24 protein-coding genes and 1 pseudogene are annotated in these 24,478 nt (G+C 51.1%); 6 read left to right on the plus strand and 19 right to left on the minus strand.

Translation table 11 applies throughout. The features are described from left to right. Positions 1–203 (minus strand): hypothetical protein (locus ABIK47_04945; protein ID MEO0019968.1); only part of this gene is annotated, 203 nt, incomplete at its 3' end. Between the two features lie 351 nt (positions 204–554). Between ABIK47_04945 and ABIK47_04950 the strand changes: the two genes are divergently transcribed. From ABIK47_04950 to ABIK47_04965, 4 genes are all read left to right on the plus strand, one after another. Then, positions 555–1,706: an MFS transporter gene (locus ABIK47_04950; GenBank protein MEO0019969.1), complete on the plus strand. Its 1,152-nt coding sequence runs from the start codon at positions 555–557 to the stop codon at positions 1,704–1,706. Between the two features lie 132 nt (positions 1,707–1,838). Further along, positions 1,839–3,578 (plus strand): TrkH family potassium uptake protein, encoded by a 1,740-nt coding sequence (locus tag ABIK47_04955; protein ID MEO0019970.1) that lies wholly within the window; start codon positions 1,839–1,841, stop codon positions 3,576–3,578. A 12-nt stretch (positions 3,579–3,590) separates the two neighbouring features. Beyond that, positions 3,591–4,292, plus strand: coding sequence for a TrkA family potassium uptake protein (locus ABIK47_04960; protein MEO0019971.1), 702 nt, complete (start codon positions 3,591–3,593; stop codon positions 4,290–4,292). Between the two features lie 20 nt (positions 4,293–4,312). After that, entirely contained in the window at positions 4,313–5,605 is a 1,293-nt protein-coding gene (locus tag ABIK47_04965; GenBank protein ID MEO0019972.1) for a HAMP domain-containing protein, read from the plus strand. A 9-nt stretch (positions 5,606–5,614) separates the two neighbouring features. Here ABIK47_04965 and ABIK47_04970 read toward each other — a convergent pair whose 3' ends face one another. The 13 genes and pseudogenes from ABIK47_04970 to ABIK47_05030 all read right to left on the minus strand — a co-directional run bounded on the left by ABIK47_04970 (position 5,615) and on the right by ABIK47_05030 (position 17,262). Beyond that, positions 5,615–6,448: a mechanosensitive ion channel family protein gene (locus tag ABIK47_04970; GenBank protein ID MEO0019973.1), complete on the minus strand. Its 834-nt coding sequence runs from the start codon at positions 6,446–6,448 to the stop codon at positions 5,615–5,617. Positions 6,449–6,502: 54 nt separating this feature from the next. Then, positions 6,503–7,480 (minus strand): annotated as a pseudogene (gene selD / locus ABIK47_04975) (selenide, water dikinase SelD). A 71-nt stretch (positions 7,481–7,551) separates the two neighbouring features. After that, complete coding sequence (selB, locus tag ABIK47_04980; GenBank protein MEO0019974.1) at positions 7,552–9,441, minus strand: selenocysteine-specific translation elongation factor; 1,890 nt, start codon at positions 9,439–9,441, stop codon at positions 7,552–7,554. Positions 9,442–9,487: 46 nt separating this feature from the next. Then, positions 9,488–10,912, minus strand: a complete 1,425-nt coding sequence (gene rpoN / locus ABIK47_04985; protein MEO0019975.1) for an RNA polymerase factor sigma-54 — start codon at positions 10,910–10,912, stop codon at positions 9,488–9,490. Next, positions 10,909–11,628: an LPS export ABC transporter ATP-binding protein gene (gene lptB, locus ABIK47_04990; GenBank protein MEO0019976.1), complete on the minus strand. Its 720-nt coding sequence runs from the start codon at positions 11,626–11,628 to the stop codon at positions 10,909–10,911. The genes rpoN and lptB overlap by 4 nt, the downstream gene beginning before the upstream one ends. Then, on the minus strand, positions 11,625–12,617 hold the full coding sequence (locus tag ABIK47_04995; protein MEO0019977.1) for a hypothetical protein: 993 nt from the start codon (positions 12,615–12,617) through the stop codon (positions 11,625–11,627). Before ABIK47_04995 ends, lptB begins: the two co-directional genes overlap by 4 nt. Then, positions 12,565–13,092, minus strand: a complete 528-nt coding sequence (lptC, locus tag ABIK47_05000) for an LPS export ABC transporter periplasmic protein LptC (protein ID MEO0019978.1) — start codon at positions 13,090–13,092, stop codon at positions 12,565–12,567. The genes ABIK47_04995 and lptC overlap by 53 nt, the downstream gene beginning before the upstream one ends. Next, complete coding sequence (locus tag ABIK47_05005; GenBank protein ID MEO0019979.1) at positions 13,089–13,883, minus strand: hypothetical protein; 795 nt, start codon at positions 13,881–13,883, stop codon at positions 13,089–13,091. Before ABIK47_05005 ends, lptC begins: the two co-directional genes overlap by 4 nt. Beyond that, positions 13,834–15,471, minus strand: a complete 1,638-nt coding sequence (locus ABIK47_05010; protein ID MEO0019980.1) for a CTP synthase — start codon at positions 15,469–15,471, stop codon at positions 13,834–13,836. The genes ABIK47_05005 and ABIK47_05010 overlap by 50 nt, the downstream gene beginning before the upstream one ends. Beyond that, positions 15,472–15,588 carry a 50S ribosomal protein L36 gene (rpmJ, locus tag ABIK47_05015; protein ID MEO0019981.1) on the minus strand — a complete coding sequence of 39 codons (117 nt, stop codon included), beginning with the start codon at positions 15,586–15,588 and terminating at the stop codon, positions 15,472–15,474. A 14-nt stretch (positions 15,589–15,602) separates the two neighbouring features. Next, the gene (infA, locus tag ABIK47_05020; GenBank protein MEO0019982.1) at positions 15,603–15,821 is read right to left on the minus strand and encodes a translation initiation factor IF-1; all 219 of its coding nucleotides are present in this window, start codon (positions 15,819–15,821) and stop codon (positions 15,603–15,605) included. Position 15,822: 1 nt separating this feature from the next. Continuing rightward, a complete protein-coding gene (gene map / locus ABIK47_05025; protein MEO0019983.1) occupies positions 15,823–16,578 on the minus strand; it encodes a type I methionyl aminopeptidase in 756 nt (251 codons plus the stop codon). A gap of 3 nt (positions 16,579–16,581) precedes the next feature. After that, a complete protein-coding gene (locus ABIK47_05030) occupies positions 16,582–17,262 on the minus strand; it encodes an adenylate kinase (GenBank protein MEO0019984.1) in 681 nt (226 codons plus the stop codon). A gap of 86 nt (positions 17,263–17,348) precedes the next feature. Here ABIK47_05030 and alr point away from each other — a divergent pair, with 86 nt between their 5' ends. Further along, positions 17,349–18,515 (plus strand): alanine racemase, encoded by a 1,167-nt coding sequence (alr, locus tag ABIK47_05035; GenBank protein MEO0019985.1) that lies wholly within the window; start codon positions 17,349–17,351, stop codon positions 18,513–18,515. Continuing rightward, the gene (locus tag ABIK47_05040) at positions 18,508–18,789 is read left to right on the plus strand and encodes a DUF1844 domain-containing protein (protein MEO0019986.1); all 282 of its coding nucleotides are present in this window, start codon (positions 18,508–18,510) and stop codon (positions 18,787–18,789) included. The genes alr and ABIK47_05040 overlap by 8 nt, the downstream gene beginning before the upstream one ends. A 163-nt stretch (positions 18,790–18,952) precedes the next feature. Here the strand turns inward: ABIK47_05040 and ABIK47_05045 are convergent, their stop codons facing one another. The 5 genes from ABIK47_05045 to ABIK47_05065 all read right to left on the minus strand — a co-directional run. After that, entirely contained in the window at positions 18,953–20,335 is a 1,383-nt protein-coding gene (locus ABIK47_05045; protein ID MEO0019987.1) for a T9SS type A sorting domain-containing protein, read from the minus strand. 20 nt (positions 20,336–20,355) lie between these two features. After that, positions 20,356–21,849: an apolipoprotein N-acyltransferase gene (gene lnt / locus ABIK47_05050; protein ID MEO0019988.1), complete on the minus strand. Its 1,494-nt coding sequence runs from the start codon at positions 21,847–21,849 to the stop codon at positions 20,356–20,358. A gap of 3 nt (positions 21,850–21,852) precedes the next feature. Next, entirely contained in the window at positions 21,853–22,863 is a 1,011-nt protein-coding gene (locus ABIK47_05055) for a Gfo/Idh/MocA family oxidoreductase (GenBank protein MEO0019989.1), read from the minus strand. Beyond that, positions 22,863–23,486 (minus strand): phosphoribosylglycinamide formyltransferase, encoded by a 624-nt coding sequence (gene purN / locus ABIK47_05060; protein MEO0019990.1) that lies wholly within the window; start codon positions 23,484–23,486, stop codon positions 22,863–22,865. Before purN ends, ABIK47_05055 begins: the two co-directional genes overlap by 1 nt. Before the next feature lie 34 nt (positions 23,487–23,520). Continuing rightward, the coding region (locus ABIK47_05065) for a MiaB/RimO family radical SAM methylthiotransferase (protein ID MEO0019991.1) at positions 23,521–24,478 on the minus strand (958 nt) is incomplete at its 5' end.

Raw genomic sequence — 24,478 nt, forward strand, 5'->3', positions numbered from 1 at the left:
ATGGGTTGACTGGTGATATTGACACGGATGCGCAAAATGTAATCGGTCCTGCCCCGACTCTTTCGTCTGGGCTTACCATCAATCACCTCAACCCCGCCGGGTCTTTCCTCGCGCCGGATTAAATCCTCAGTCCAGCCCTTCTGGTGTAAAATCGGGTCAATAAATTTTGCCTTTGTATCGGCTTCTGATAACATTACATCCATCTGCTTTCATAACTTTAGTTTGTAAATTTAATTTGTCAAGCAATGAACCTTCAGCCATTCGCCCCCTATCATTTAGAGCCGAAATTTTGGAGGAATTAACAGGGGATTTCGTAGAAATGGGGCAGGAGCTGATATAAGGCACGCATTGGCAATTGGTTAATGAGTTCATAGTTTTTAGTTCATAGTTAAAAGGGCTCGTTCCCCCCACCACTACCCCTGCCCTTACCGTTTTTGGCTCTAATTGAGATTGTGTCCTGAATTTGAAAAGGAAATCAGGTCTGGGTGTTTGTCTACTATGTCATTTTCTCTGCATTTTGACTTTTATACCTGCTGTTTATATACTCACTGAAAATGATTAATATCCTGATAACCGGCATCACCAGCCTTTTAACAGACATCTCCACCGAGATGGTCTATCCGCTTATCCCGCTTTATCTTGCCTCGCTGGGCGCACAGCCCGCGATTTTGGGCTTGATTGAGGGTTTTGCCGAAAGTTCGGCATCACTGTTAAAGGTGTTTTCCGGTGCAATCTCTGACCGGTTTAAAAAGAGAAAGCCCATCGCCATCCTGGGCTATGCCGGCTCAACCTTAGGCAAACTGTTTCTTTACCTCTCCCAGAACTGGACATTTGTCTTTTTCGGCAGGATGATTGACCGCATCGGCAAGGGCATCAGGGTGGCACCGCGTGATGCCTTGATTGCCGACTCAAGCGTTTCTGGCAAACGCGGCAGGGCGTTCGGGCTTCACCGGGCTTTTGACACCATTGGCGCCTGCATCGGGGTCATTCTCGCCATCATCATTATCTCAAACCTTGGCAGAAATTTGGACCGTGCCGGCTATCAGCGAATTTTTCTTTTCTCCCTTATCCCTGCCTTTCTTGGTGTTGTGATTCTCTTCTTTGCCCGTGAGACCTGGGCAAAGACCACCGCCTCTCACCTGCCAAAATTCGGGTTCAAAAACCTCTCACCAAAACTGCGCTCGTTTCTTATCATTGTCGGCATCTTTGCCTTGGGAAACTCCTCAAACGGCTTTCTCTTATTAAGGATGAGAAACTTAGGCTGGACAACCATAAACATCCTCTTTCTCTATCTTTTGTATAACATCACCTATGCGATTTTCTCCTATCCCTGCGGCAGGCTTTCAGACCGCATCGGCAAAAAAGGACCGCTTGTTGTGGGCTATCTTGTCTACTCAGCGGTCTATTTTGGCTTTGCCCTTTTAAACCCGCAAAAGAGCCCAACCATTGCCTGGCTTCTCTTTGGGGTTTACGGGCTTTACAGCGCCCTGACCGAGGGCTTGGAAAAGTCGCTTGTTGCCGACATCTCTCCAGAAAACCAAAGGGCAACATTCATCGGTCTGCACGCCACCCTGACCGGCATCGGTCTTTTACCCGCATCCCTAATTGCCGGCGGACTCTGGAGCCTTTTCGGTCCAAAGGCGCCATTTCTCTTCGGCGGGGTTTTAGGGCTCGGTGCGGGTCTGGGCTTGCTTTTTTTGCTATGACCTTGCCAGCGGAAAAATTTTTGCTATAATTACACCAAGAAATGAAAACGCAAAAGACCTGATTACCCCCTATGAGCAACCGGTATTGTCCCTTTTTCTTTGTATTTTTCTTTTATTTAACATATTGATTTTATGTTGTTTAAGAGATTTCGCATCATCAAAACCACCCGCCCGGCACCAGCCTGGGTTAACACCCTTTCCTGGTTCATATCAGGTCTTGTCCTTTTTGGCTTAGCCCTGATTGTCATTTTTGAGGGTTACCGGCTTTCCATTTCCCCTTTTGTGCCGGTTTTGATAAGGTGGCTAATATTTATTGCGGGCATCGGCACCGTCGCTGAGATTGCTCTTAAGAGAGTTGTTCAACCGGTTCTCGTGGTATCCAAGCCAAAGAGGATATTTGACACAATTATTGCCGCCCTGATTGTCATCACCCTCATCATCCGGCGCTTTACCTTTCCCTTACTCCTGGTCTATCAGGCTGTTTCCCTCTCATCCCGGCTTTCCCGTGCCGGTTTTTCCGCCCGTTTTTTCGGCAACCTCAGGCAGCGACCGGTGCGCATGCTTGCCTTAAGCTTTTTGATTCTGATTGTTGCCGGCACCATCCTCTTAACATTCCCTGCCGCCACCGTTGATGGCAGGGGTGCGGACCTTTTAACCGCCCTCTTTACCGCCACCTCGGCAACCTGCGTAACCGGACTTATTGTCAAGGACACCGGCACCTACTTCTCCCGTTTCGGTCAAATGGTGATTCTTGCGCTCATCCAGTTGGGAGGGTTGGGGATAATGACATTTTACACCAGTCTAATTGTGGTTTTGGGACAGCGTCTGGGCTTAACCGAGCGCAAAACCATGGCTGATTTGATTGAGGAGACAAGGGAGGTTGATATCGCCCGCCTGGTTCGCTACATTTTCCTCTTTACATTTCTTGCCGAGGCTCTGGGCGTCCTTGTGCTCTTTCTCCGCTGGCTTTTTGTTCTGCCCAGTCCTGGGCAGGCGCTCTACTTTGCCATATTCCATTCGGTCTCCGCCTTCTGCAATGCCGGCTTTTCCCTGTTTTCCGACTCATTTGTCCGGTTTCAGTCTGATGTTATCACCAACCTCTCCATTATCGGTCTGATTGTGTTGGGTGGCTTGGGCTTTCCGGTTGTGAATGAACTTTTCAACCGCTACACCATTTTTCAGACCCCGCGCAAAACATTGAGGCGCCTGAGCATCCATGCCCGATTGGTTCTTTGGGCGACCTCTCTTCTCATCGGTGTCGGCACCATTGTTTTCTTTTTCCTTGAGTATGACAATGCGCTTAACAACCTCTCCATCGGCACGAGGCTGCTTTCCAGCCTGTTTCAGGCGGTTACCGCCCGCACCGCTGGCTTTAACACCGTTGCCATCAACCTCTTGAGGCCGGTAACACTCTTTCTCTGGGCAATTTTGATGTTCATCGGCGCATCTCCAGGTGGAACCGGTGGCGGCATCAAGACCACGACCATTGCGGTGATCCTTTTAGCGGTGCGGTCCAGGTTAAGGGGTGAGGAGGAGATTACCTTTGGCAACCGTTTCATCCCCAAGGAGGTTGTTTACCGGGCAACCGCAATTGTCGCCCTTAGTTTGGCTGTCTGTGCCGCCTGTTTTACCCTACTACTGGTGACCCAGAGCCAACGTTTTGAATGGCTCCTGTTTGAGACCGTTTCCGCCTTCGGCACGGTCGGGCTATCCTGCGGGATCACACCGAACTTGAATTACATAGGAAAGCTGTCCATAATCATTCTGATGTTTGTCGGTAGAATCGGACCTTTAACCCTTACCCTCGCAATGGCGGCACCGCGTGAGCGTTCGCTTGTCGCTTACCCATCTGCCCGGGTTATCGTCGGCTAAAGGAGGAAAGATATGAAACAGTTTGCGGTGATTGGTTTGGGCACATTTGGTGCACGGGTCGCAAGAGCCCTGATGGAAAAGGGTGCAGAGGTGATTGCGATTGACTCTGACCCGAAAAGGGTGGAGGAGATTAAGGATGATGTCACCCAGGCGCTTTGCCTGGACGCCACCGATGAGGAGGCGCTGGCAAAGTCAGGGGTGTTGGATGTTGATGCGGTGATTGTGGCGATGGGGGAAAGGATGGAGACGGCAATCATCACCACATCAATCTTAAAGCGTCTGGGTGCGGGTCAGGTGATTGCGCGCGCCGCCTCCTCCCTTTATGCCCGCATCCTCAAGGATGTTGGTGCGGACCGAATCATTTTGATTGAGGAGCAGATGGCTGACCAGTTAGCCAAAAGCCTTTTGACCCCCGACCTCTTAGAGCAGATTCCCTTGGCATCAAATCACAGTCTTGTGGAGATGCGTGCCCCCCAGTTTATGATTGGGAAAAGGCTGGAACAGGTTGATGTCCGGCGCCGCTTTCGGGTGAATATCATCGCGATAAAGAAGAAGGTGCCGGTCATCACCCCTGAGGGTGAGTCAAGTTTCACCGAGCAGATTAACGACCTGCCCGGTCCTGATGACATCATTGAGCAGGACGACATCTTGGTGGTTGTGGGCAAGGATGAGGATATTGAGCGCCTGGCACAGGGCATCACAAGGTCGGCTTAGAGCCTCTTCGGTATAATATTATGACCACAAGAGCAAAGGGCAGAATCCGTAACCGTATCGCCTGGGCGATGCTGCTGTCGGCAATCCTGGTCCTGCCGGTGGCGTTTCTTGCCCTTTACTATGTGAGCCAGATGAACAGCCTTACCACCGTCTTAGCAGAGTCTGATGCCGAACTTTTGCGCGTGGGCAATACAATAATTCACAACTTCCTTGATGTACGGAATTCCGAAAGGAACTACCTTCTCTCCCAGGACACCATCTATCTAACCGCGGCCCGAATTGTCTTAGACCAGGTAACGCTGACCGCGGAAAAGAGCCGCCGGCTTGACCCCGCTTTGAAAAACCGGTTTGACTCGCTGATTTTCAGCCTTCAGGTCTACCGGGAGTTACTGGATTCACTTGGTAGCGTCCCAACTTTACGCTCAAAGCCACAACCCAAGCCCGAAATCAGCAAACTGCGCCAGGAACGAAACCAGATTTTGGAACAGGCGCGCAACGCCCCTGACCCCGCCTTGACCGAATCGCTCTTAAACATCGCCAATAGGTTGGGTGAAGAGATTGAAATCAGGGAGTTGATAGGTGGGTTGCAGATAGGGTTTTACGAGCGTATAGAAGGGATTAGTGCTGAAATTGTTAAAAACGCTGAGGAAATCACCAAAAGGGCAAACGAGCGCATCGCCGAACGCAAATCCCGGGTCAACCGCCTCTATGTCTGGGGCCAGCGCAACATCATCACCGCCATCATCATCTTTACCGCTCTTTTAGTCTATTTCATCATCCGCCTGCCTAATGCCATTATCCTGCCCATCAAACGCATCGCCCTCGCCCTCACCCGGGCTGAACAGGGCGATTTGAACATCAGGGTCACAATCAACTCCAATGATGAGCTGGGCGAACTGGCAAGACAACTCAACCGGGTTTTTGCCCGGCTCAGGGACTTTGATGAACGCAAGGCAAATCAAATCCTTGAACTTGACCGCCGTTTTCGGCTCCTTGCCAAAAGTATCAATGAGGGTGTGCTCATTGTGGACCGGTCCCAAAGAATCATCTACGCAAACCCCGCTATAGAGCCTTTACTGGGTGTTGGTCTTGCTGAAGCCACGGGCAAGTCATTAAGGGAATTCCCGCAGTTGGTTGACTTTGTCCCCCACTTAGAACAAATCCTTTCCGGCGCAGGGAGCAAGCAGGAGTGTGAAATCCTGCCCCATCTCCCTAATTCCGCTGTCTGTTTTGAAGCGTTGAGGGACCGCTCCGGGGTAATAACCGCCGCCTTAGTTGTCGTCACCAACCCTGTTCCACCGGAAAAGGGTTAAGTTAAAAACCTATCTTTGGTAAATCACCCGTCGCGGGAACGGAATCTCCACGCCCGCCTGATCAAACGCCCTCTTCAGCCGCATCCGTAACTCCCGCTCCGCTTGCCACTGCTCCATCGGCTTAACCTTGCAGACAATTCTCACACCCATTCCAGAATCGCCAAAGTTGATAAGACCTTGAACCAGCGGCGGTTCCAGGCAACGCGCTTTATTCTCCTCATACCACAAAAGCGCAGCCTCCTGAGCCACCGCCATCGCCCTTTCTGGGTTCTGCTCGTAGGCAACATCAAAAGTAACAATCGCCCGCATAAATTCCCGGCTCCTGTTGCCAAAGGAGGTCAGTTCACCATTGGGAATCGTCCAGAGCGTTCCATCAAAAGCCCGCACCTGGGTTGTCCGTAAACCGATTTTTTCCACAACCCCTTCAACCACAGGGGTGGTGATATAATCTCCAACCGCAATCGCCCCTTCAAATAGAGTGAAGAAACCAGAAATAAAATCTTTGACCAATGTCTGGGCACCAAAGCCTATCGCCAGTCCCAAAACCCCGGCACCGGCAAGAATTGCCTTGTAATCAACACCAATGACCCTCAATACCATTATCAACGCTATCACCAGCACAACATAACCAAAAAGACTCTGGACCAAAGGCATCACCGTGCGAAACCGTCCAGGTCTTTTGGAACGCAAAAGCCCCCGAATTATAATATTGAACAGCCTGGTGACCAGCCACGCAACCACAATTACCAAGATGACATTGATAAAGCTACGGGCGTAGGTAACAAACCTGTGCCCATCAAAGAACTGCTCCTGCAGACTCTTGCCCAGTTCGTGCCAGAACATATTTTTATAACCGCTTTAAGCCTAAGGAATTTAAATCAAAGCAGGAATAAAATTTCACCAGACCACCTCAATTGTTCCTCTTGTCCCTTCTATCACCTCACCAATTAGTTTGGCAGGAATCTGCCTTTCTTGAGCAAGGGAAATAAACCGCTGGGCATTGGCTGGGCTCAAACAGACTAACAGACCGCCTGAACTCTCAGACTCCCATAAAATATTTTTTATCTCCTCCGGCACATCCCCCTGCCACTCCACCTGGGTGCCAAAGGAGTTTTCATTCATCAAAACACCAGGGTCGATCAGCCTTTTAGAAAGCTCCTGTGCCTTAGGCAATATCGGCACCTCTTGAGCAAAGATTTTAACCCTTTTTGCTGAAGCCTCAGCCAGTTCCTGGGTATGACCCAAGAGCCCGTACCCGGTGATGTCGGTACAAGCAGATGCCTGGCACTCTATCATTATCTCCGAGGCTATCCGGTTGGATTGCATCATTGAATTCACCGCTGCCTGATAAAACTCCTCATCAATAGGGTCTTCCTGCATCATCATCTGGGCAAACACCCCTGTCCCTAAAGGCTTGGTCAAAACCAAAACATCACCCACCCTTGCCCCGGCATTGGTAATAATTTTCTTTGGATTGATTATGCCCGTAACTGCCAGCCCAAACTTAACCTCCTTCTCGTTGAATGTGTGCCCACCCACCACCACCGCCCCAGCCTCTTTAACCGCATCCTGAGCCCCGCGCAGAATCTCCCGCAAAATCGCCTTGTCCATCGGCGCGGGGAAACCAACAATGTTGAGTGCGGTTAGCGGCTGCCCGCCCATCGCATAAACATCAGAAAGGGAGTTTGTCGCTGCAATCCTGCCAAAGGTATAAGGCTCCTCAACCATTGGTGTCAAAAGGTCAACAGTCTGAACCAATGCCAAGTCATCTCTCAAAAGGAATACCCCGGCATCGTCAGCGGTATTTATTCCAACCAAAAGCCGCGGGTCTTCCGGCTGTAAAATTCCTGTCAAAGCCTGCGCCAACTGCGCCTTACTTAACTTTGACGCTCAACCCGCACAGGTTACCGTTGCCAAAATTCCTCGTCTTGCCATATTGCTCCTTTTTATTTACGCCTAAGGACACGAACATCACCCTTGCGCTGGGTTAATCCAATTCTATCAAAGTAGTTGAGGAGTGGTATAACAATCTTACGAGTTGTGCCTAAAGCCTGACGGTATTGGGATGCGGTTACCTCCGGCTGTGTTTTAAACATATCCTTTAACACCTGCTCGGCAGATTGAAGCGCCTGGGAATGCATTAAAATCCCATCACCAATATCGACGAGAACCCCGGATTCAAGAAGCGCAATGCGGACCCGAGCAAATAGCGCCTTCTCCCTGTTAGTCAAAATAGCCTCAATATCAGGCGGGTTCCATTTCCCATTAAAGAAAAGGCCCGCTACCCTATTATAAAGCTCCTCTTCTTCTGCACTCAACTTCAGACGATGCTCCTTCAGCCTAACCCGCTCCGCCTCTATGAGAATCTCGCCGGTGGAACTTAGCTCACTCAAGACCGTCTCCAAAAGAATAGGAGGCATATTCCCAAGACGGACGCGCAATTCCGGCTGTTTTATACCCATGCGGAGGGGGTTTTGCTGGTGATATTCACTGAGAATAGCACGAACAGCATCCTTAGCGGTAGCGATTGTCTGTTCGTGGATGATATAATACCTCCCTTCATAATCTTTTAATCGGAGTTTGCCCTCCTGGATAAGGGAGTCCACCATCCCCCGAGCCTCCTCTTCTGTAATTGCAAGTTCCTGCGCCAGGTGGGAGACAGTTTTGACATTGAACCCTGCCTTGAGGATAAACTCCTCGAGCAAAGCCTCCTTTTTGCCGGTTTTTAATACCTGAAGACGGTGGATAAGGCTCTCATCAAATCTGCGTTCCTTTTTTGCATAGGGTTCAAGAACGACCCCACCGCCAATCGTGATGAGAGGTGAGTAGTGTCTGATAACAAAGCGGTCGTTGTAGTCGCATACCAAGGGTTCTTCAGTTCGGAGTTGAACAAGCGCTTCTGAACCTGGAGTTAATTCTTTTGTATCCAAGAGCCAGACGCGGCACATTGTTTCGGCAGTGCCAAGGTGGAGATGGACTCGGCTCATATTTTTTAATGGGTGTGGGGTCTCTTTAAGAAGGTATAGTGAGGCATTTATAATGGTAGTGGGATGATAGGAATTAGGGGTTATGAGGACATTTCCCCTGAAGACTTTGTCCTGTTCAATACCCTGAATGTTAACCGCCGCCCTTTCACCCACAACCGCAGTCTTGACCGACTGATTGTGGCGCTGGATCCCCCGCACCCGCACAATAACCCCTTGAGGCAAAATTTCCAAACGGTCCCCGACACTACAACGCCCGGAAAGAATGGTTCCAGCAACTACGGTGCCAAACCCCTTTATCAGAAAGCACCGATCAATCGGCATCCGAAAAACACCCTTGTCCGGCTTTGGTTCGATACTGCGCACGAGTTGTTGAATAACAGCTTTTAACTCTGGTATCCCGACGCCGGTTTTGGCAGAAACCTCAAGAACTGGGGCATTTTCAAGAAATGAACCCCGGACAAGTTGTGCCACATCATAACGAACCATCTCTAAGATGTCCTTATCCACCAGGTCAATTTTGTTAATTACCACCAGACCCTTTTTGATTCCAAGGAGCCGGCAGATTTCAAAATGCTCTTTTGTCTGAGGCATCACTCCATCATCCGCTGCCACCACCAGCATCACCAGGTCAATAGTGCTCGCACCCGCAAGCATATGCCGGACAAACCTTTCATGTCCGGGCACATCAATTATCGTAATCGTATCACCCAAAAAGGCAAAGCCCAAATCGGTTGTCATCCCCCTTTCCTTTTCCTCTTTGAGCCGGTCCGGGTCGGTTCCCGTGAGCGCCTTTACCAGCGCACTTTTGCCGTGGTCAATATGCCCGGCGGTGCCAATTACATAATGCATATCTTACCCATTCGATAGGTAGAGGTAGAAAAGAGCTTATCCCGATTCAATCTGCCCTCCGTCGTAGTGCCGCTGGTGGTATACCAAGTTCTGTGCGATATTTTGCAACAGTGCGCCGAGAAATCTCCATACCCTCCTTACCAAGTTGGGTGCATAGCTCCTCATCGCTGATGGGAGAGGTTTTGTCTTCGCTCTCAATTATCTCCTTAATCCTTTCTTTAATACCGGTGCGCGCCCGTCCCGCTTTCCCGGTTTTGAAGAAGTATTTTAGCGGAAATATGCCAAAATGGGTCTCGATGTATTTGCCCGCAATCGCCCTTGAGAGGGTTGAGGGGCTGACACCCAACTGCCTGGCTGCCTCTTTTAGGGTTGCCGGTTTTAAAAACTTTCCTCCATGGAGAAAGAACTCCTGCTGAGTTTGAAGTATCAATTCCACAAGCCGCCGCATAAGCCGCCTGCGGGATTCAATAGCCTTTAATAGCATCAGGGCGTTCTTCACCTTTTGCCGGGCGAAGTTGACCTCCTCCGGGGGATAAGCCTTGGGATTCTGAAGGATCTCGCGGTAGCGCTTTGCTATCCGGATGCGAGGGATGGGGTCATCCTGAGAAATTGCCGCTAACCGCTCGCCCTGCCATTCAATGGAGAATTCTGGACTGATATAAGTAGTTGGTGTGTTAAGAAAATATCGCCCCGGTCTTGGGTCAAGGGGGACTTTTTTCAATCTCTTGAGAGCCTCCTGAACCTGGTGTTGAGACCCCTGGAGAAGTTGCGCAAGTTTGCTATATTGACCCTCTAATAACATCTCCCAGCCCTCACTAACCAACCGGTATTCTACACTATCAGGCGGCACGCCGTGGAGCTGAAGTTGCATCAAGAGAACCTCTCGCGTTGTTGAGCAGCCGATGCCGCCTGGTGGAAGCCTGCGAAGCGTTTTGAGGATACGCTGCAACTGGTCTTCTTTAACTTTGAGGGTATCAAGGAGCTCCTGTTCGGACAGAATGAGGCGACCGTCATCGTCAAGGTAATCCAAGACCTGTTCTGCTACTGGGGCATCTTCCAATGGGAGTTCGGCAAGTAGTTTCGGAAGGAGAGATTCCCGAAGAGCCTGCCCCGAGCTAAAGGAAAGGGTCTCCTCGTCAAAACCTGGCCCGAGCGCAGGGACTTCTCCACTTTGGGAAGTAGAGATGAAGATTGCATCATCGGAGTCAGAGGGAAGTAGTTCCGAAGGGGTAAATTCATCAGAGGACGCCTGCAGGTCGCTTTCGGAGAGAAGAGAGGTTAGAGTCTCATCCGACGCCTCCTCTTCCACAGATGGTTCTTCCGCCTCTTCAAGGACGGGGTTTAATTGCAGTTCCTGTTCAATTGTCTGTTTTAGTTCTTGCAAGGGGAGGGAAAGGAGCTTGAGGTTGAGGATTAACTGGGGGGTCAGCTTCTGTTCAAGACGGTGTTCTATTCGCTGTTCGAGGTTCATATCCGAAACCTCTCACCTAAATAGAGCTGTCTTGCCTTTTCATCCTGAACCAGTTCCTTTGATGTTCCGGAAAAGAGAATCCGAGCATCAAACATCAAATAGGCGCGGTCGGTAATCTCCAGGGTTTCGCGGACGTTGTGGTCCGTAACAAGGATTGCCAAACCCTCCTCGCGCAGGCGCCGAATGATGTCCTGAATTTCCTGGCGAACAAGCGGGTCAACACCAGTAAACGGTTCGTCAAGCAAAAGAAGCGACGGCTTACAGGCAAGCGCCCGGGCCAGTTCCACCCGGCGCCGTTCACCACCGGAGAGGGTACCGGCGCGCTGGTGTCGCAGATGCCGAATGTTAAGTTTGTCTAAAAGTTCTTCAATCGTTCTATCCTGCTGGGAACGGGGGACAGAAAGCATCTCAAGGACTGCCCGCATGTTCTGCTCAACTGTAAGTTTGCGGAAAACCGAAGGTTCTTGCGAGAGATAGCCCAAACCCAGGCGTGCCCGTTTGTAAACCGGCATATCGGTAATCTCTATGCCATCAAGAAATATCCTCCCGGCATCAGGTTGGATAAACCCTGCAATCATATGAAAGGTGGTGGTCTTGCCTGCGCCGTTTGGTCCCAAAAGCCCAACAACCTCTTGAGGACGGAGCTCCAGGGTCAACCCATTCACGACCGGTCTGCCCCCATATTTCTTTGTTAAATTCTCAGCAAAGAGTTTCATTGCCTAAGACCATCGCTTTTCGGCGCTGAGCGGATAAGTTGCCCTGAATATAAATTTGCCACACCAATCTGTGTGATTTTCCCGTCCGCAAGAGAGAGCGTGAGCTCATTCCCTTTTACCATCACAGTGTCACCACCTCCAGTGCAATACCGACCCTCTGCATCTCCAATGAAGATAATGCGGCTTAACGTCCGGTTATGAACCAAAAAAACGAGCGTATCCGACTTTGCCATTCCCGAGCCGTCCTGCACCAGCGGATTTCCCCAAGCAACACCGGAATCGCGCTCCGTGTAGAAAAGTGCGCTATCAGCAGTAATTTGCCCCTCACCCGAAGCCACACTAACAGAACCTGATGCCTTGACCAATGACTTAAGTCCCAACCACTCCATCCTTTTCGCGGTAATAACCACCGGTTCTTCCCTGTCTGACTTAAATACCAAAACTGGTATCGAGTCAATGACTCCGCTCCGTTCACTCAGATTGTAGGTTCCTTTGCTCCCGGTGAGGTTAAAGAGACCGGATATGTTCTTCAATTCCAGACCCCGAGGTGCCTGCACCTGCGCATCAGAAAGGAGATATTCAATCTCCGGCGCTGAGATTACCAGGGACTCCTGCCTGACCAGCACCCTTTTTTCAGGATACGCCAGGATGTAGGCGCGGCGGCGCCCCAGGTCATATTCTACCGAATCCGACTCAACCCGCACCTCAGGTGTCTGAATGATAACCGAACCAGCGAGAAACGCCTTTGACTGCGACTCCGAGACCAACGCCCGCTGGCAGGTGATGGTAGTGCCGCCATCCTGAATGACAACCGAGTCCCTGAACTGGGTTGCCTGACCAGATGGCACTCTGAGAATTTCCATTTTCCGCGCATAAATCTCCGCAGCAATAGAACAATTGAATAAAACCAATCCGAGAGAGAGAAAACGGATAAGTTTAGTGATGGAAATCATAATCGGCGCTGCCCCGAACCTCACTTTTAATCTCAATCCTCTCCAGGCTGGCATCAGAAACGAGCCCTTTGCCCCAAATAGTTCCCTTAAGCGTTCTGATGGTAATGTCCGCATCGGTATGGACAATGCGCCTGGAGTTGTCCCAGGCAAGGGAGTCGGTTAAAAGGGTGGTGCTGTCAGAAGTAGTTACCCGGACATTGCCTCGGGCAACAAGGTCCTCGGTGCGGGTGAAAACCCTCCCACAATCCGCGTTAAGCTGAGAATAAGGCGCACCGTTTTCATCATAAAAGACAATCTTGATGGTATCAACATCAATCCGGTTATCTTTTTCCCAGACAACCGCCCGGGAGGCGTAAAGGGTCCAAAGCCGCCTGCCGCTCATTGACTCATCAAGGGTGAGGTCCAAAATGACCTGACTGGGCAGGACATCCGGAGAAAATGCCACCCTTTCCTGCCGGCACCCAGGGAGAAGCAGAAGATAAAAGGCGAAGAGAATAGCGGCCTTGTTCATCTTGTTAGCGCCCCTGATTTTGCCCAGAAAACCCATTCCTCAGGTCTCTCCTTTACCATCCTCACCAGGGCGTCAACCGCCGCACCCCCATCACCCTCAGGGAACATTTTTACCCTTAATCTACCACCAGAAAAATAGCAAAATACCGGTATTACTTTTGTCTTTATTCTTGCGGCTAATTTAAACGCCAAGATGGGAAGACGCAGGAAACCCCCATTTTCTATTTCAATTATTGTCTGCGCCCCTCTTGTGGTATTATCAAGCATAAACCCGGTTATCCCCGGACGCGATAACCTGAAAATTAAACCCTTTAGCGAGTGAATATATTTAACCTCCCAATTTTTTCTGATGTGCTGAATAAGCCTATCAATTACGCCGTCTCGCTGTCTCGAGGCTAACACCCCAACATCATAACCCCTCCGTGCAAATATCTGCGGTAAAAACTCCCAGAGACCAAAATGAAACGATGCCATTATCATATGCAAATTCTGTTCCAACCGCTCTCCATCATTATTATTTTCCCTGTAAACCACTGCGCTGTCAACAATTTTTGTTCCTCTCTTGGTCCCAATCTGTGCCATCAAACCGAGGTTTCTGCCCACCCGCCACCCATTCCGCACCCAGAATAGTGGGGGGGGCCTACCCAGAAGCAACTGGTAATTCCGCCGAATCTCCTCCCGGTAGTCCTTGCGCAGGGCAAGATAACAAACGGTAATCAGGCGAGCAAGGAGAAGCGCTGGCTCAATGGGAAGTGCCCGTATGAAAACCAGCGCAAGACCGAGCAAAATCATAACTCGCCCGGATAAATCCTACAAACAGGGGATGGGGTGAAAGCGGGCGGGATTTGAACTCAGGATGGAACTGGGTGGCAACAAAAAAGGGATGGTCTTTAAGTTCAATTATCTCCACAAGTTTGCCGTCGGGAGACACACCTGAAGGGATAAGTCCTGCCTTTTGAAATAGGGGAAGAAACCGGTTGTTGAGTTCGTAACGGTGCCGGTGACGCTCATAAACAAGGTGACGGCGATAAGAGCGATAAGCCCTAGTGTTTGGTGCTAACACGCACGGATAAGCGCCCAGCCTCATCGTTCCGCCTTTCCGCCTGGTGCCGCGCTGGCTGGGCAGCGAATAGATAACCGGATACCGCGTCTTAGGGTTAAACTCAGTGGAGTTGGCTCCCTCAAGACCGCACACATTGCGGGCAAACTCAATGACCGCGACCTGCATCCCCACACACAGCCCTAAAAATGGCATACCCTGCTTTCGGCAATAGGTGATTGCCGCCATCTTTCCCTCCATCCCCCTAACGCCAAACCCACCCGGGACGATTATGCCCCCAAGGTTTTTAAACATTTCTGCAACTGGTATCCGTCCTCGCTCAATCTCCTCCGCTTCGATAAACTCAATTTCTGGTCTCACGCCCACCGCGGTAGCGGCGTGATGAACCGCCTCAATAACCGATTTGTAGGCGTCGTGCAGCTGCACATACTTGCCGCATAAGCCAATCCTTAAAGTCTCCTTCGCCTTTTCCTGTCTCTCCACAAACCCCCGCCACCCTGAAAGGTCTTGCCCGGTTTTCCCTTTAATCCTTAAGAGCCGTATTATAAGACTGTCAAGCCCTTGGCGCTGGAATATCAACGGGATTCTATAGATATTTTCCACGTCAATCGCCTCAATCACCGCCTCAGGTCGGACATTGCAGAATAACGCAATCTTCTCCTTCGCCTCCTTTGGAAGAGCCCTTTCTGCCCGGCATAAGAGGATATCCGGCTGAATCCCGATTTCCCGCAGCTTGTTCACCGAATGCTGGGTCGGCTTGGTCTTGAACTCGCCGGCGCTGCGGATAAACGGTACCAGGGTAAGATGAATGTAGAGCACATTTTCCCTACCAGCCTCAATTGCAAACTGCCTTGCCGCCTCTAAAAAGGGCAGCCCTTCAATGTCGCCGACCGTGCCGCCAATCTCGGTCAAGACAACATCCTGACCCCGGGCAACTTTTCTTATGCGCTCCTTGATCTCTGCGGTAATGTGGGGCACAACCTGAATTGTCCTGCCCAAAAATTCACCACGCCTTTCCTTCTCAATTACCGAGGAATAGATTTGACCTGCGGTCAGGTTGTTGTCCCTGGTCAGGTCTCTACCGATGAACCGCTCATAATGTCCTAAATCAAGGTCGGTCTCTGCACCATCATCGGTAACAAAAACCTCGCCGTGCTGAAACGGGCTCATCGTACCGGGGTCCACATTGATATAAGGGTCAAATTTCAGGGGCATCACCTTAAGTCCCCGACTCTTTAACAGCAGCCCGATTGATGCGGTGGCGATTCCCTTACCCAAAGAGGAGACCACACCGCCAGAAATAAAAATAAATTTAGCCACTTATCCCTGGCGCTGGTTGTGCCTCGGCTCTTTCTTGCAGATTACCCGAACAACCCCCTTGCGCTTCACCACCACGCAATGGGCGCATCTTTTCTTTACCGAAGAACGCACCTTCATTAAAACCCCTTTCTTTACCTGAACCGGTACACAATCCTGCCCCGAGTCAGGTCATAAGGTGAAAGCTCTACTGTGACCCTGTCGCCGGGCAGAATCCTTATCCAGTTCATCCTCATCCTGCCAGAGATATGGGCAAGGACAATATGTCCTGAGTCCAGTTGGACTCGAAAGGTGGCATTGGGCAAGGATTCGGTAACCACCCCTTCAACCTGAATCATATCCTTCTTACCCATACTAATCTTCCTCTACTGTCAATATAACCGGCTCGCCATCGGTCACTAAGATTGTGTTCTCATAATGGGCAGAAGGCTTGCCATCAGCCGCAACCACGGTCCAGCCGTTTTTGAGCGTCTGCACCTCAAAAGAGCCCATATTCACCATCGGCTCAATTGCCAGCGTCATCCCGCTTGCCAATTTTCTGCCCTTGCCGGGCGAGCCAAAATTGGGTATTGATGGCTCCTCGTGCAACTCAATCCCCACCCCGTGTCCATGCAACTCCCGGACAACCGAAAAACCCTTGCTTTCCACATACCGCTGAATTGCCGCACTGATATCTCCAACCCTGTTACCGGCACGGGCGTATTTAAGCCCCTCCTTAAACGCCTCCTCGGTCGCACTTATCAGCCGCTCCACCTCCGGTAAAACCCTGCCCACCGCAAATGTCCTTGCCCCATCCGCAATAAACCCATCCTTGGTCACACCCACATCAACCTTCACAATATCACCCTCCCTGAGCACCCGGGAATCTGGTATGCCATGCACCACCTCCTCATTAACACTTATGCACACCGCCGCAGGAAAACCCCGATAACCCAAAAATGTGGGCACCGCCTTGTGGCGGCGGATGTACTCCACGCAAAAACCCTCCAATTCCCTTAAACTCACCCCGGGTCCAACCCGCTCTGCCACCAACCGCAAAACCCCGGCAACAACCCTGCCCGCCCTTTTTATCCCCGCTATCTCCCTCTCGCTTTTGATGTAAAGCGCCATTATTCATTTCCGCCCAATCAGACCGACCAACTCCTCAAATACCCTGTCCCTGCCCAAACCGCCATTTAGGCATACCATCTTGCCCCTCTGCTGGTAATAATCAACCAGCGGTTTTGTCTCCTTTTTATAAACCGCAAGCCGCGCCCGAATCGTCTCCTCCCGGTCATCGGCGCGCTGATAGAGTTCTCCACCACAATCATCGCAAACCCCATCCCTTTTCGGCGGGCTAAATGTCAGGTTGTAAATCTTTCCGCAGTTTGCGCACTGGCGCCTGCTGGAAAGCCTCCTTACCACCTCATCATCGTCAAGATCAATCAGGACCGCAAAGGTCAACTCCCGGCCGAGCCCCCTTAGGAGCCTGTCAAGCCCTTCTGCCTGCGGCACGGTTCTGGGAAAGCCGTCAAAGACAATGGGTTGAGCCAGATTTTTGCGCACAAAATCATCAACCACCTCCAGGACAATCTCGTCCGGGACCAAGCCACCCGCGGCAACATAGCTCTCCACCTTCAAACCCAGCGGGCTTTTCCTCTTAATATGGTCGCGGAACACCTCGCCAGTTGAGTAATGGACAAAGCCCAACCGGCTTGAAAGCAGCTCCGCCTGGGTGCCTTTCCCTGAGCCGGGTGGCCCAAAAAGCACTAAAAGCACACCGCGGTCATTCGCTTTGCAATCTGTAGTCTCCATAGTGTTGTTATTCTAACCTGCGTCTATACAATAGTCAAGAAGCATCATCATTTGACACCGGTTTTAACTCCTCTAATATCTTGCAGATGAATTATGGCCGTGTCTGGGCAGAGATAGACCTTGATGCCCTGAAACACAACATCACCGAGGTCCGGCGCTCCCTTGGAGACCGGCGCATACTCTTTGCCATTAAGGCAGATGCCTACGGTCATGGCTTGCGGGAGGTCGCCATTGCCAGTCACCAACTGGTTGACGCATTTGGGGTTGCCAGCGTAGAAGAAGGGGTTAGCTGCCGGCGTGCGGGTGTGGATGAAACACCGGTTCTCATCCTCTCGCCAACTCCGGAAAAGGCGATTCCGGAACTTTTTGAAAATAACCTCATCCCCACCGTCACCGAAATCAACTTTGCCAAAAGCCTTGCCCTTGAGGCGCAGCGCCGCTCAAGTGAGATCCCGGTCCACATTGAGGTTGATACCGGTATGGGTAGGACCGGGGTTTCCCTCAGCGAGGCGCTGGAATTCATCACCGAGATAACAAAACTACCGGGCATCAGGCTTGCCGGCATCTTTACCCATTTTCCCGCTGCTGACACCGACATCAACTTCACCCGGCAACAGGTTGAGGAGTTCAACCGCCTCTTAGCCACCCTGGCGGCAAACGGCATCAAAGGTTTTATCAGCCATGCCGCCAACTCCGCCGGCTGCCTCAACATCCCGGAGGCGCACCTTGATATGGTTCGCCCAGGACTGATGCTTTATGGTATCCTACCCCTATCCTATCACCTTGGGCACCGCCGCGCCCAGTTAAACCTCAAACCGGTGATGAGCCTGCGCTCCCGCATTGTCAACTTGCGCAACTTTCCTCCTGGCACATCAATCAGTTATGAAAGGTCCTATTTCACCACCCGCCCCTCCCGCATTGCGGTCATCTCGGTTGGGTATGGTGATGGCTACCCCTACTCATTAACAAATAAAGGCTACTGCCTCCTTTACGGAAAAAGGGCGCCGGTGGTGGGCAATGTCTCAATGGACTTGACAATGATTGATGTCACCGACATCCCTCAGGCAAAACTGGGTGACACCGTCACCCTTTTAGGTTCTGCTGACGGCAAAACCATCTGCGCCAACGAACTTGCCCTCCTTGCCGAGACCATTCCCTATGAAATCATCTGCCGGGTCAGCCCCCGTGTCCCGCGCATCTACCTTGAAAATGGCAGGGTTGTCCACATCAAAACCCTATTAAACTATGACTGAACAGATAACACCTGAGGAAATACCTGCCTCCCTCAGCACCCTGATTTTAAGCCTTACCGCCACCGCGCTTGCCTATCTTGGCAACCCCATCACCCCGGAAAGCGAGAAAACCGAGCCCAACCTGCCCCTTGCCCGCCACGCCATTGATACAATTGAAATCCTCAAACAGAAGACCGAGGGCAACCGGACAAAAGAGGAGACCGAACTCATTGAAGAGGTCCTAACCCAGCTCCGCCTGATTTACCTCCAGAAGGCAAAGAGCCCCTCCACCTGAAAAGACCAACCTCCCGATAGCCCCGGGGCATGCCCCCGGCATACCTCCAAAATGGGGCAACAACCCGACTTAAAACATCTAACCCATTTATAAAATGTAACTTAAAATCGCTTTAACGGTGTCTCCCCACCCCTTACTATACAGAGGTAAGCGGAGAGGGTGTTTACCTATTTATCAAAAGAACCTTGGTTTCAGTATGCCCGTTTTCCTCCTTACCTGTGCGCACAAAGTAAACACCAGCAGCAACCCGTCTGCCTTGAAAATCTTTGCCATCCCACACCTTCCCTTTGCCTTGCAACTCATTTACGAGCCTGCCCTGAATGTCATAGATGCGGACATCATCAGCCCCATTAATAAATAGCGGCGCTCCTAAACGGCAGGGGTTGGGATAAACAAAAACAGCGGGTTGAGTTACCGGCTGGGGCTCTTGAACCGCAAGGATTCGCTCCAAGAACCGCTCTGCCCACCAAGAGCGCAGGGCAAGTTCGGTTGTGTCCCGACCGGACGGACCTTGACCAGAATCCCCATAGGGTGCGGCGATCACCGCAAAATAAAATGTTAAAACCGAATCCGGCTTGAGGTTAAATGGACCGATGCCTAAAAGCCCGCGCTTGTCAGCAGGTCCGGGGTCAATGGAGTCAAAGGGTTCGTATTCCCCGGTATTGTAATTATAGCCCTTCAAGGTCAGATACTGCTCCGGGTCGGTTACTGGATCAATCTCAATGGAGAAACGCTTGAATGCGCTCAAGTCTCTTGCTTCCGGGGCACGCAGAAGCCTGATTGCGATTGCACCCGGTGTCCCAGATTCCCAACTTTGACCAGGATATTCGGTGTTGTCATAGTCATAAAAGAAGGCGGTGTTTTTCACCGTGAATGTGTCCGAGCCAACTATAAACTGTTTGTTAAGGATCAAACCAGCCATATCATCGCTGTAATCGCCAATATCGGCATCAACCACCATTCCGAAATAGAGCTGATTCAACTCCGCGCCCGAGGCGTTGGCAAGTTCATATTTAAGGAAGAAGAAGTCCCTGGCATTGGCATCGTTAAAGCCGTAAATCGTCAGATAGATGTCAATCCCTAAGGGTCTGCCCGGTTCAATATGGAGATTAGGGTTAGAGTCGGAAAAGGTTGTCCATAGGTCCATCTCTGAGCGGGACTCCTGGGGTGCCATTGGAAAACGGGAGAGCGGCGGTGGCCAGTCGCCCGGATATTTGTAGATGCGGTCTGCAGAGTCAGGCGGTTGACGCCAGTACCGGCAGAGCGCCGGAAACATCTCGGTTTGGCCGGTGTTCGGGTTGTAGCCAATTGTAACCAGGGTGTCGTTACCGATAATCGTGCCAATCCAGGGTCCAGCGCCAAAGATATAGAAGTTTTTTAAAGGCTGGGGCCAGGAGCCTCCCGGTGCGCCCGTGCCGATGGTGATATCAATCCCCCAGCGGGCGTCATTGTAGAATGGGCATTTCCAGTTGTTGAGGTCAAACCACTCCATATCATAGATGCCCAGACAGATTGCAGGCACCAACACAACCATCAGCCTTTTCATACCTACCTCCTTTTTATCTATTATAACCCGGAAAAAATAATTGTCAATATGCGTCGCAGTATGACCCCAAGAATCAAAAGGGATGGGTAAATCAAAACCAGCCAGTCACCATACCGGCGATAAGGGGTCGGGTTTAAAGACTCTGGCACCGTCCCTGATAAGACGGTCTGCTCAAAGAGCCTGGTCTTCTTTAACACCCTGCCATAAGGGTCAACGATAAAGGAAATTCCGTTATTCGCAGAACGGACCATCGGCACACCATTCTCAACCGTGCGCATCACCGCCAGTTCCGCATGCTGATAAGCGCCGGGCAACCTGCCGAACCAGCCATCATTGGTAACAACCACCAAGAGCCTTGAACCCCGGCGCACAAACTCCCGGGCAAGGTCAGGAAATATCGCCTCAAAACAGATGAGCCCGGAAAGTTTGCCAACCCTTGACTGGAAAACTGTATAGTTCCAGCCCCGGTCCCAATTGCCCATATCCGCGGTCCCGATTAGTTTTCTGATTATCGGCAGCTCATCAGAATAGGGGATCTTTTCCGAGAAGGGGACCAGTCGCAACTTGTAATAGCGCTCTTTGATTGTGTCCTCTCCCGGCTTAATAAGAACCGCACCGTTATGCCAGGTGCGATGCCCGTCATCATAAATCGGGGTCCCGGTAAAGATTTCAATATTAAGTGAGTCGCAGAGCCGGTGCAATGCCGGACCCATCTCGGTTGAATGGGTGATGTCAACAAGGGTTGCAGTTTCAGGAAAAATCACCAGATCGGGCTTGGACCCCTGCGCCTCTTTTGTCAGCCTAAGCAAATCCGCCTGAATCCGCGCCCTTGAATTCCAGTCGCCTTTGTCAAGGGGTGAGACATTGGGCTGAACAATTGCCACCTCAAACCAGGGCTTATTTTCCTTAATCCTTAAAAGCCCGTAACAGAGTGGAACTAAAAAAGCCAAGACCAGCCCGATTAAATAACCAGTCCTATTTTTTCTAAAAATCAGCCGGTAGATTAAGAGATTGACAAGAACCAGCCAGGCAGAGAGGATAAAAACACCGCCCAGTGCCGCCCCCTGAATAAAAACCGTCCAGGGTGTCAGGGAAACCCCGAGCAAATCCCAGGGAAAACCAATCTGGGTCCTTGACTTCACAAACTCTAAGATTGGTAAAATCAATGGGGCTGACCAGAACCCAATCTTGCGCACCAGATAGGCGAAAAGACCAAAATAGAGACCTAAATAGCCGAAAAGAAGGACCACCCCAAGGTTCAATAAGAGTCTTGTTATCGGCTCAACCGGAACAACCAAAAACCAGAGCCACCAGAGATGAAAACCGGCGGCAAAGAAGCCAAAAAGCCATCCCCAGAAAAATACCCGTCGCGAATTTTCAACAACCCAGAAAAGGGGCACGAGCGCAAAAAATGACAGAAAGCGCAGGGAAAACGGAGCGAAGGCAAAGCCGAGAGCAAGACCCGCAAGAAAGAGCCACAAGACCTTCTTGCGCCTGCTTGCCTCTGCCCTCATCCCTTAACCCAATTTCACCTCAGAACCGCTGGCATTGGACCGATAAAATGCATCAACAATCCGGTTTATCAAGATGGCATCCCCAACCGAGACATCAGGCGGAACATCACGCAACAGCGAATCAACCCAGAGTTCAATCAGCCTTTTATATGCCTCCCGGTGCAAGCCCTTGCTGGGCAACTGTGGCGTGATATTAACCAATCTGCCCTGGACTTCCTTATTTATGGTTAAGGGGTTAAGCAGTGCCGCACCATGGGTCCCAAAAAGATTGAAATAGACAAAATCCCTTTCCATCAGAAGGCTCCAGCCCACCTCAATGGTCAGAACCAGACCTGAGTCAAACCTTATCAGGGCAAATGCGGTATCCTCAACCATTCCTTCACCAACCCTTTTTGCCGCCACCCCGATAACCGAAACCGGCTTTGCCGGCATCACCAGCCACAATGCCGAGTCCAAGAGCGCGGTCCCCAAAACAAGAAAGGCACCACCACCAGCATAACGCAACTCCTTTTGCCAGGTTGATGGGGACCAGGCATTTCTCCCGCGCAACCAGCCGGTCTTGGCATAATAGAGCTGACCCAACCCCTTGTCCTCCACATACCTTCTCACAACCTTGACATCCGCTCTCAACCTTGTTACCAGACAGGGCATTAGCCTTCGCCGTGTCCTTTGCGCGGTTCGTAAAATCTCTTCTGCCTCTGAGGCATTGACCGCTAAAGGCATTTCGCACAAGACATCCTTGCCATTCTCCATTGCCGCCATTGCCATCGGGGCATGCAGGTAATTGGGCGTGGCGATGACAACCGCATTGACCTCCGGGTCCTCCTTCAGCCGGTCAAAATCGGTATAATACCGTTTGATATTGTAGCGGGCAGATAAAAGATGAAGTTTGCGCACATCGGTGTCGCAGAGAGCCACCAGTTCAATTGATGGATTTGCAATTAAGGCGGGAATCAGGGCAAGTTGCGCCTGCACCCCGCAGCCAACAACCGCAACCTGGAGCCTGCCATTCATCAGGAACGGATTAAGACCCGGCGCCCCTCAATCTTTAAGCGCCCCTCGCAGAAAAGCCTGACCGCCTCAGGATATGCCTGATGCTCCTCCACCAGAACCCGCAAGGCAAGCACCTCAGGTGTATCATCATCCCGCACCGCAACTGCCCGCTGCACAATAATAGGACCGGCATCCACATCACCGGTAACAAAGTGAACCGTGCAGCCGGTAACCTTTACCCCGTAGTTTATCACCGCCTTGTGCACCTCCAGCCCCTGCAGACCGGCAAAAGCGGGCAAAAGCGAAGGGTGGATGTTCATAATCTGCAAAGGAAAGCGCTCAAGAAAACGGGAGGAGAGAATCCGGTTGAAACCGGCAAGGCAGACAAGTTTGATATTATAGGGCTCAAGCGCTCTGATAACCTCCTCTTCAAACAGCGCCCGCTTGGGAAACTGGCGATGGTCAATTACAACCGCCGGAATTCCAAATGCCTCTGCCCGGGAAAGAACCGGCGCATCTGGCACATTAACAATCAAGACCCGAATCTCTGCGGGAAAGTCAGGCTCCTGGCAGGCTTTGGCAAGCGCCTCAAAGTTTGTGCCCCGACCCGATGCCAGAACCGCAATGCCCTTTTTCTCTTTCACATATTGATTGTATTAAATGCCGCCCCATTGTCAATCAGGCAACAAGGTCGTGAACTGTGGCATCCTTTATCAGCAGGCGGACAAAACCTCCAGGCTTGACTCTCTCTTTAATAACGACCCTGCCATCAATCTCAGGCGCATCCCATTCGGTCCTACCCTCATTAGGAAAATCAGCAAGGACCAATAGCCTTCTGCCAATCAGACTCCCCAGTTTCGCCCTTGAGATTTCTGCCTGCGCCCGCATAATCGCCTGCAGCCTTTCCCTTCTCAACTCGGGCACAACCTGTCCGCGCATCCTGCCCGCCTTTGTTTCCGGTTCCCTTGAAAACTCATACCCGGCAAGCCGGTCAAACTGCACCCTTTTGATAAAATCAAACAGCTCCTGAAACTCCCTTTCACCCTCACCTGGAAAGCCGGTGATTATTGTGGTTCTGATGTGCATCTCTGGAATCATCTTCAGCCGTTCAAGTAACCGTTCCACATCCCTGCGCCGGTAATGCCGGTTCATCCGCTCAAGAATTTTATCAGCAATGTGCTGAATGGGCAGGTCAATATAACGGCAAAGTTTCGGATTTGAACCAAACTGCTCAATCACATCCTCCCCAAGGTGCTTGGGATAAGCGTACATCAACCTTAACCACCTTATCCCCTTTATCTGGCTCAATCTGTCAATAAGCCTGCCCAGGCAGGGTCTGCCATAAATGTCCTTGCCATAATTGGTGGTGTCCTGAGCAATCAGGACCAGCTCCTTCACACCCAAATCTGCCAGTCCTTCAGCCTCAAGAACAATCTCCTCAATTCTGCGCGAGCGGAAAGGACCACGAATCCTGGGAATCAGGCAGTAACTGCAATGGTTGTCACAGCCATCGGCAATCTTTATATAGGCATAATGGGAAGGTGTGGAAATTACCCTTGCCGGTGGTTGCTCTTGACAACAGGGATCAACCATTTGCGGAATCTCATTTAGCTGGTTCAAACCGACCCAGTTGTCA

This window comes from candidate division WOR-3 bacterium (assembly GCA_039801245.1).
In the GTDB taxonomy this organism is placed as follows: Bacteria; Hydrothermota; Tepidihabitantia; order Tepidihabitantales; family Tepidihabitantaceae; genus JAOABP01.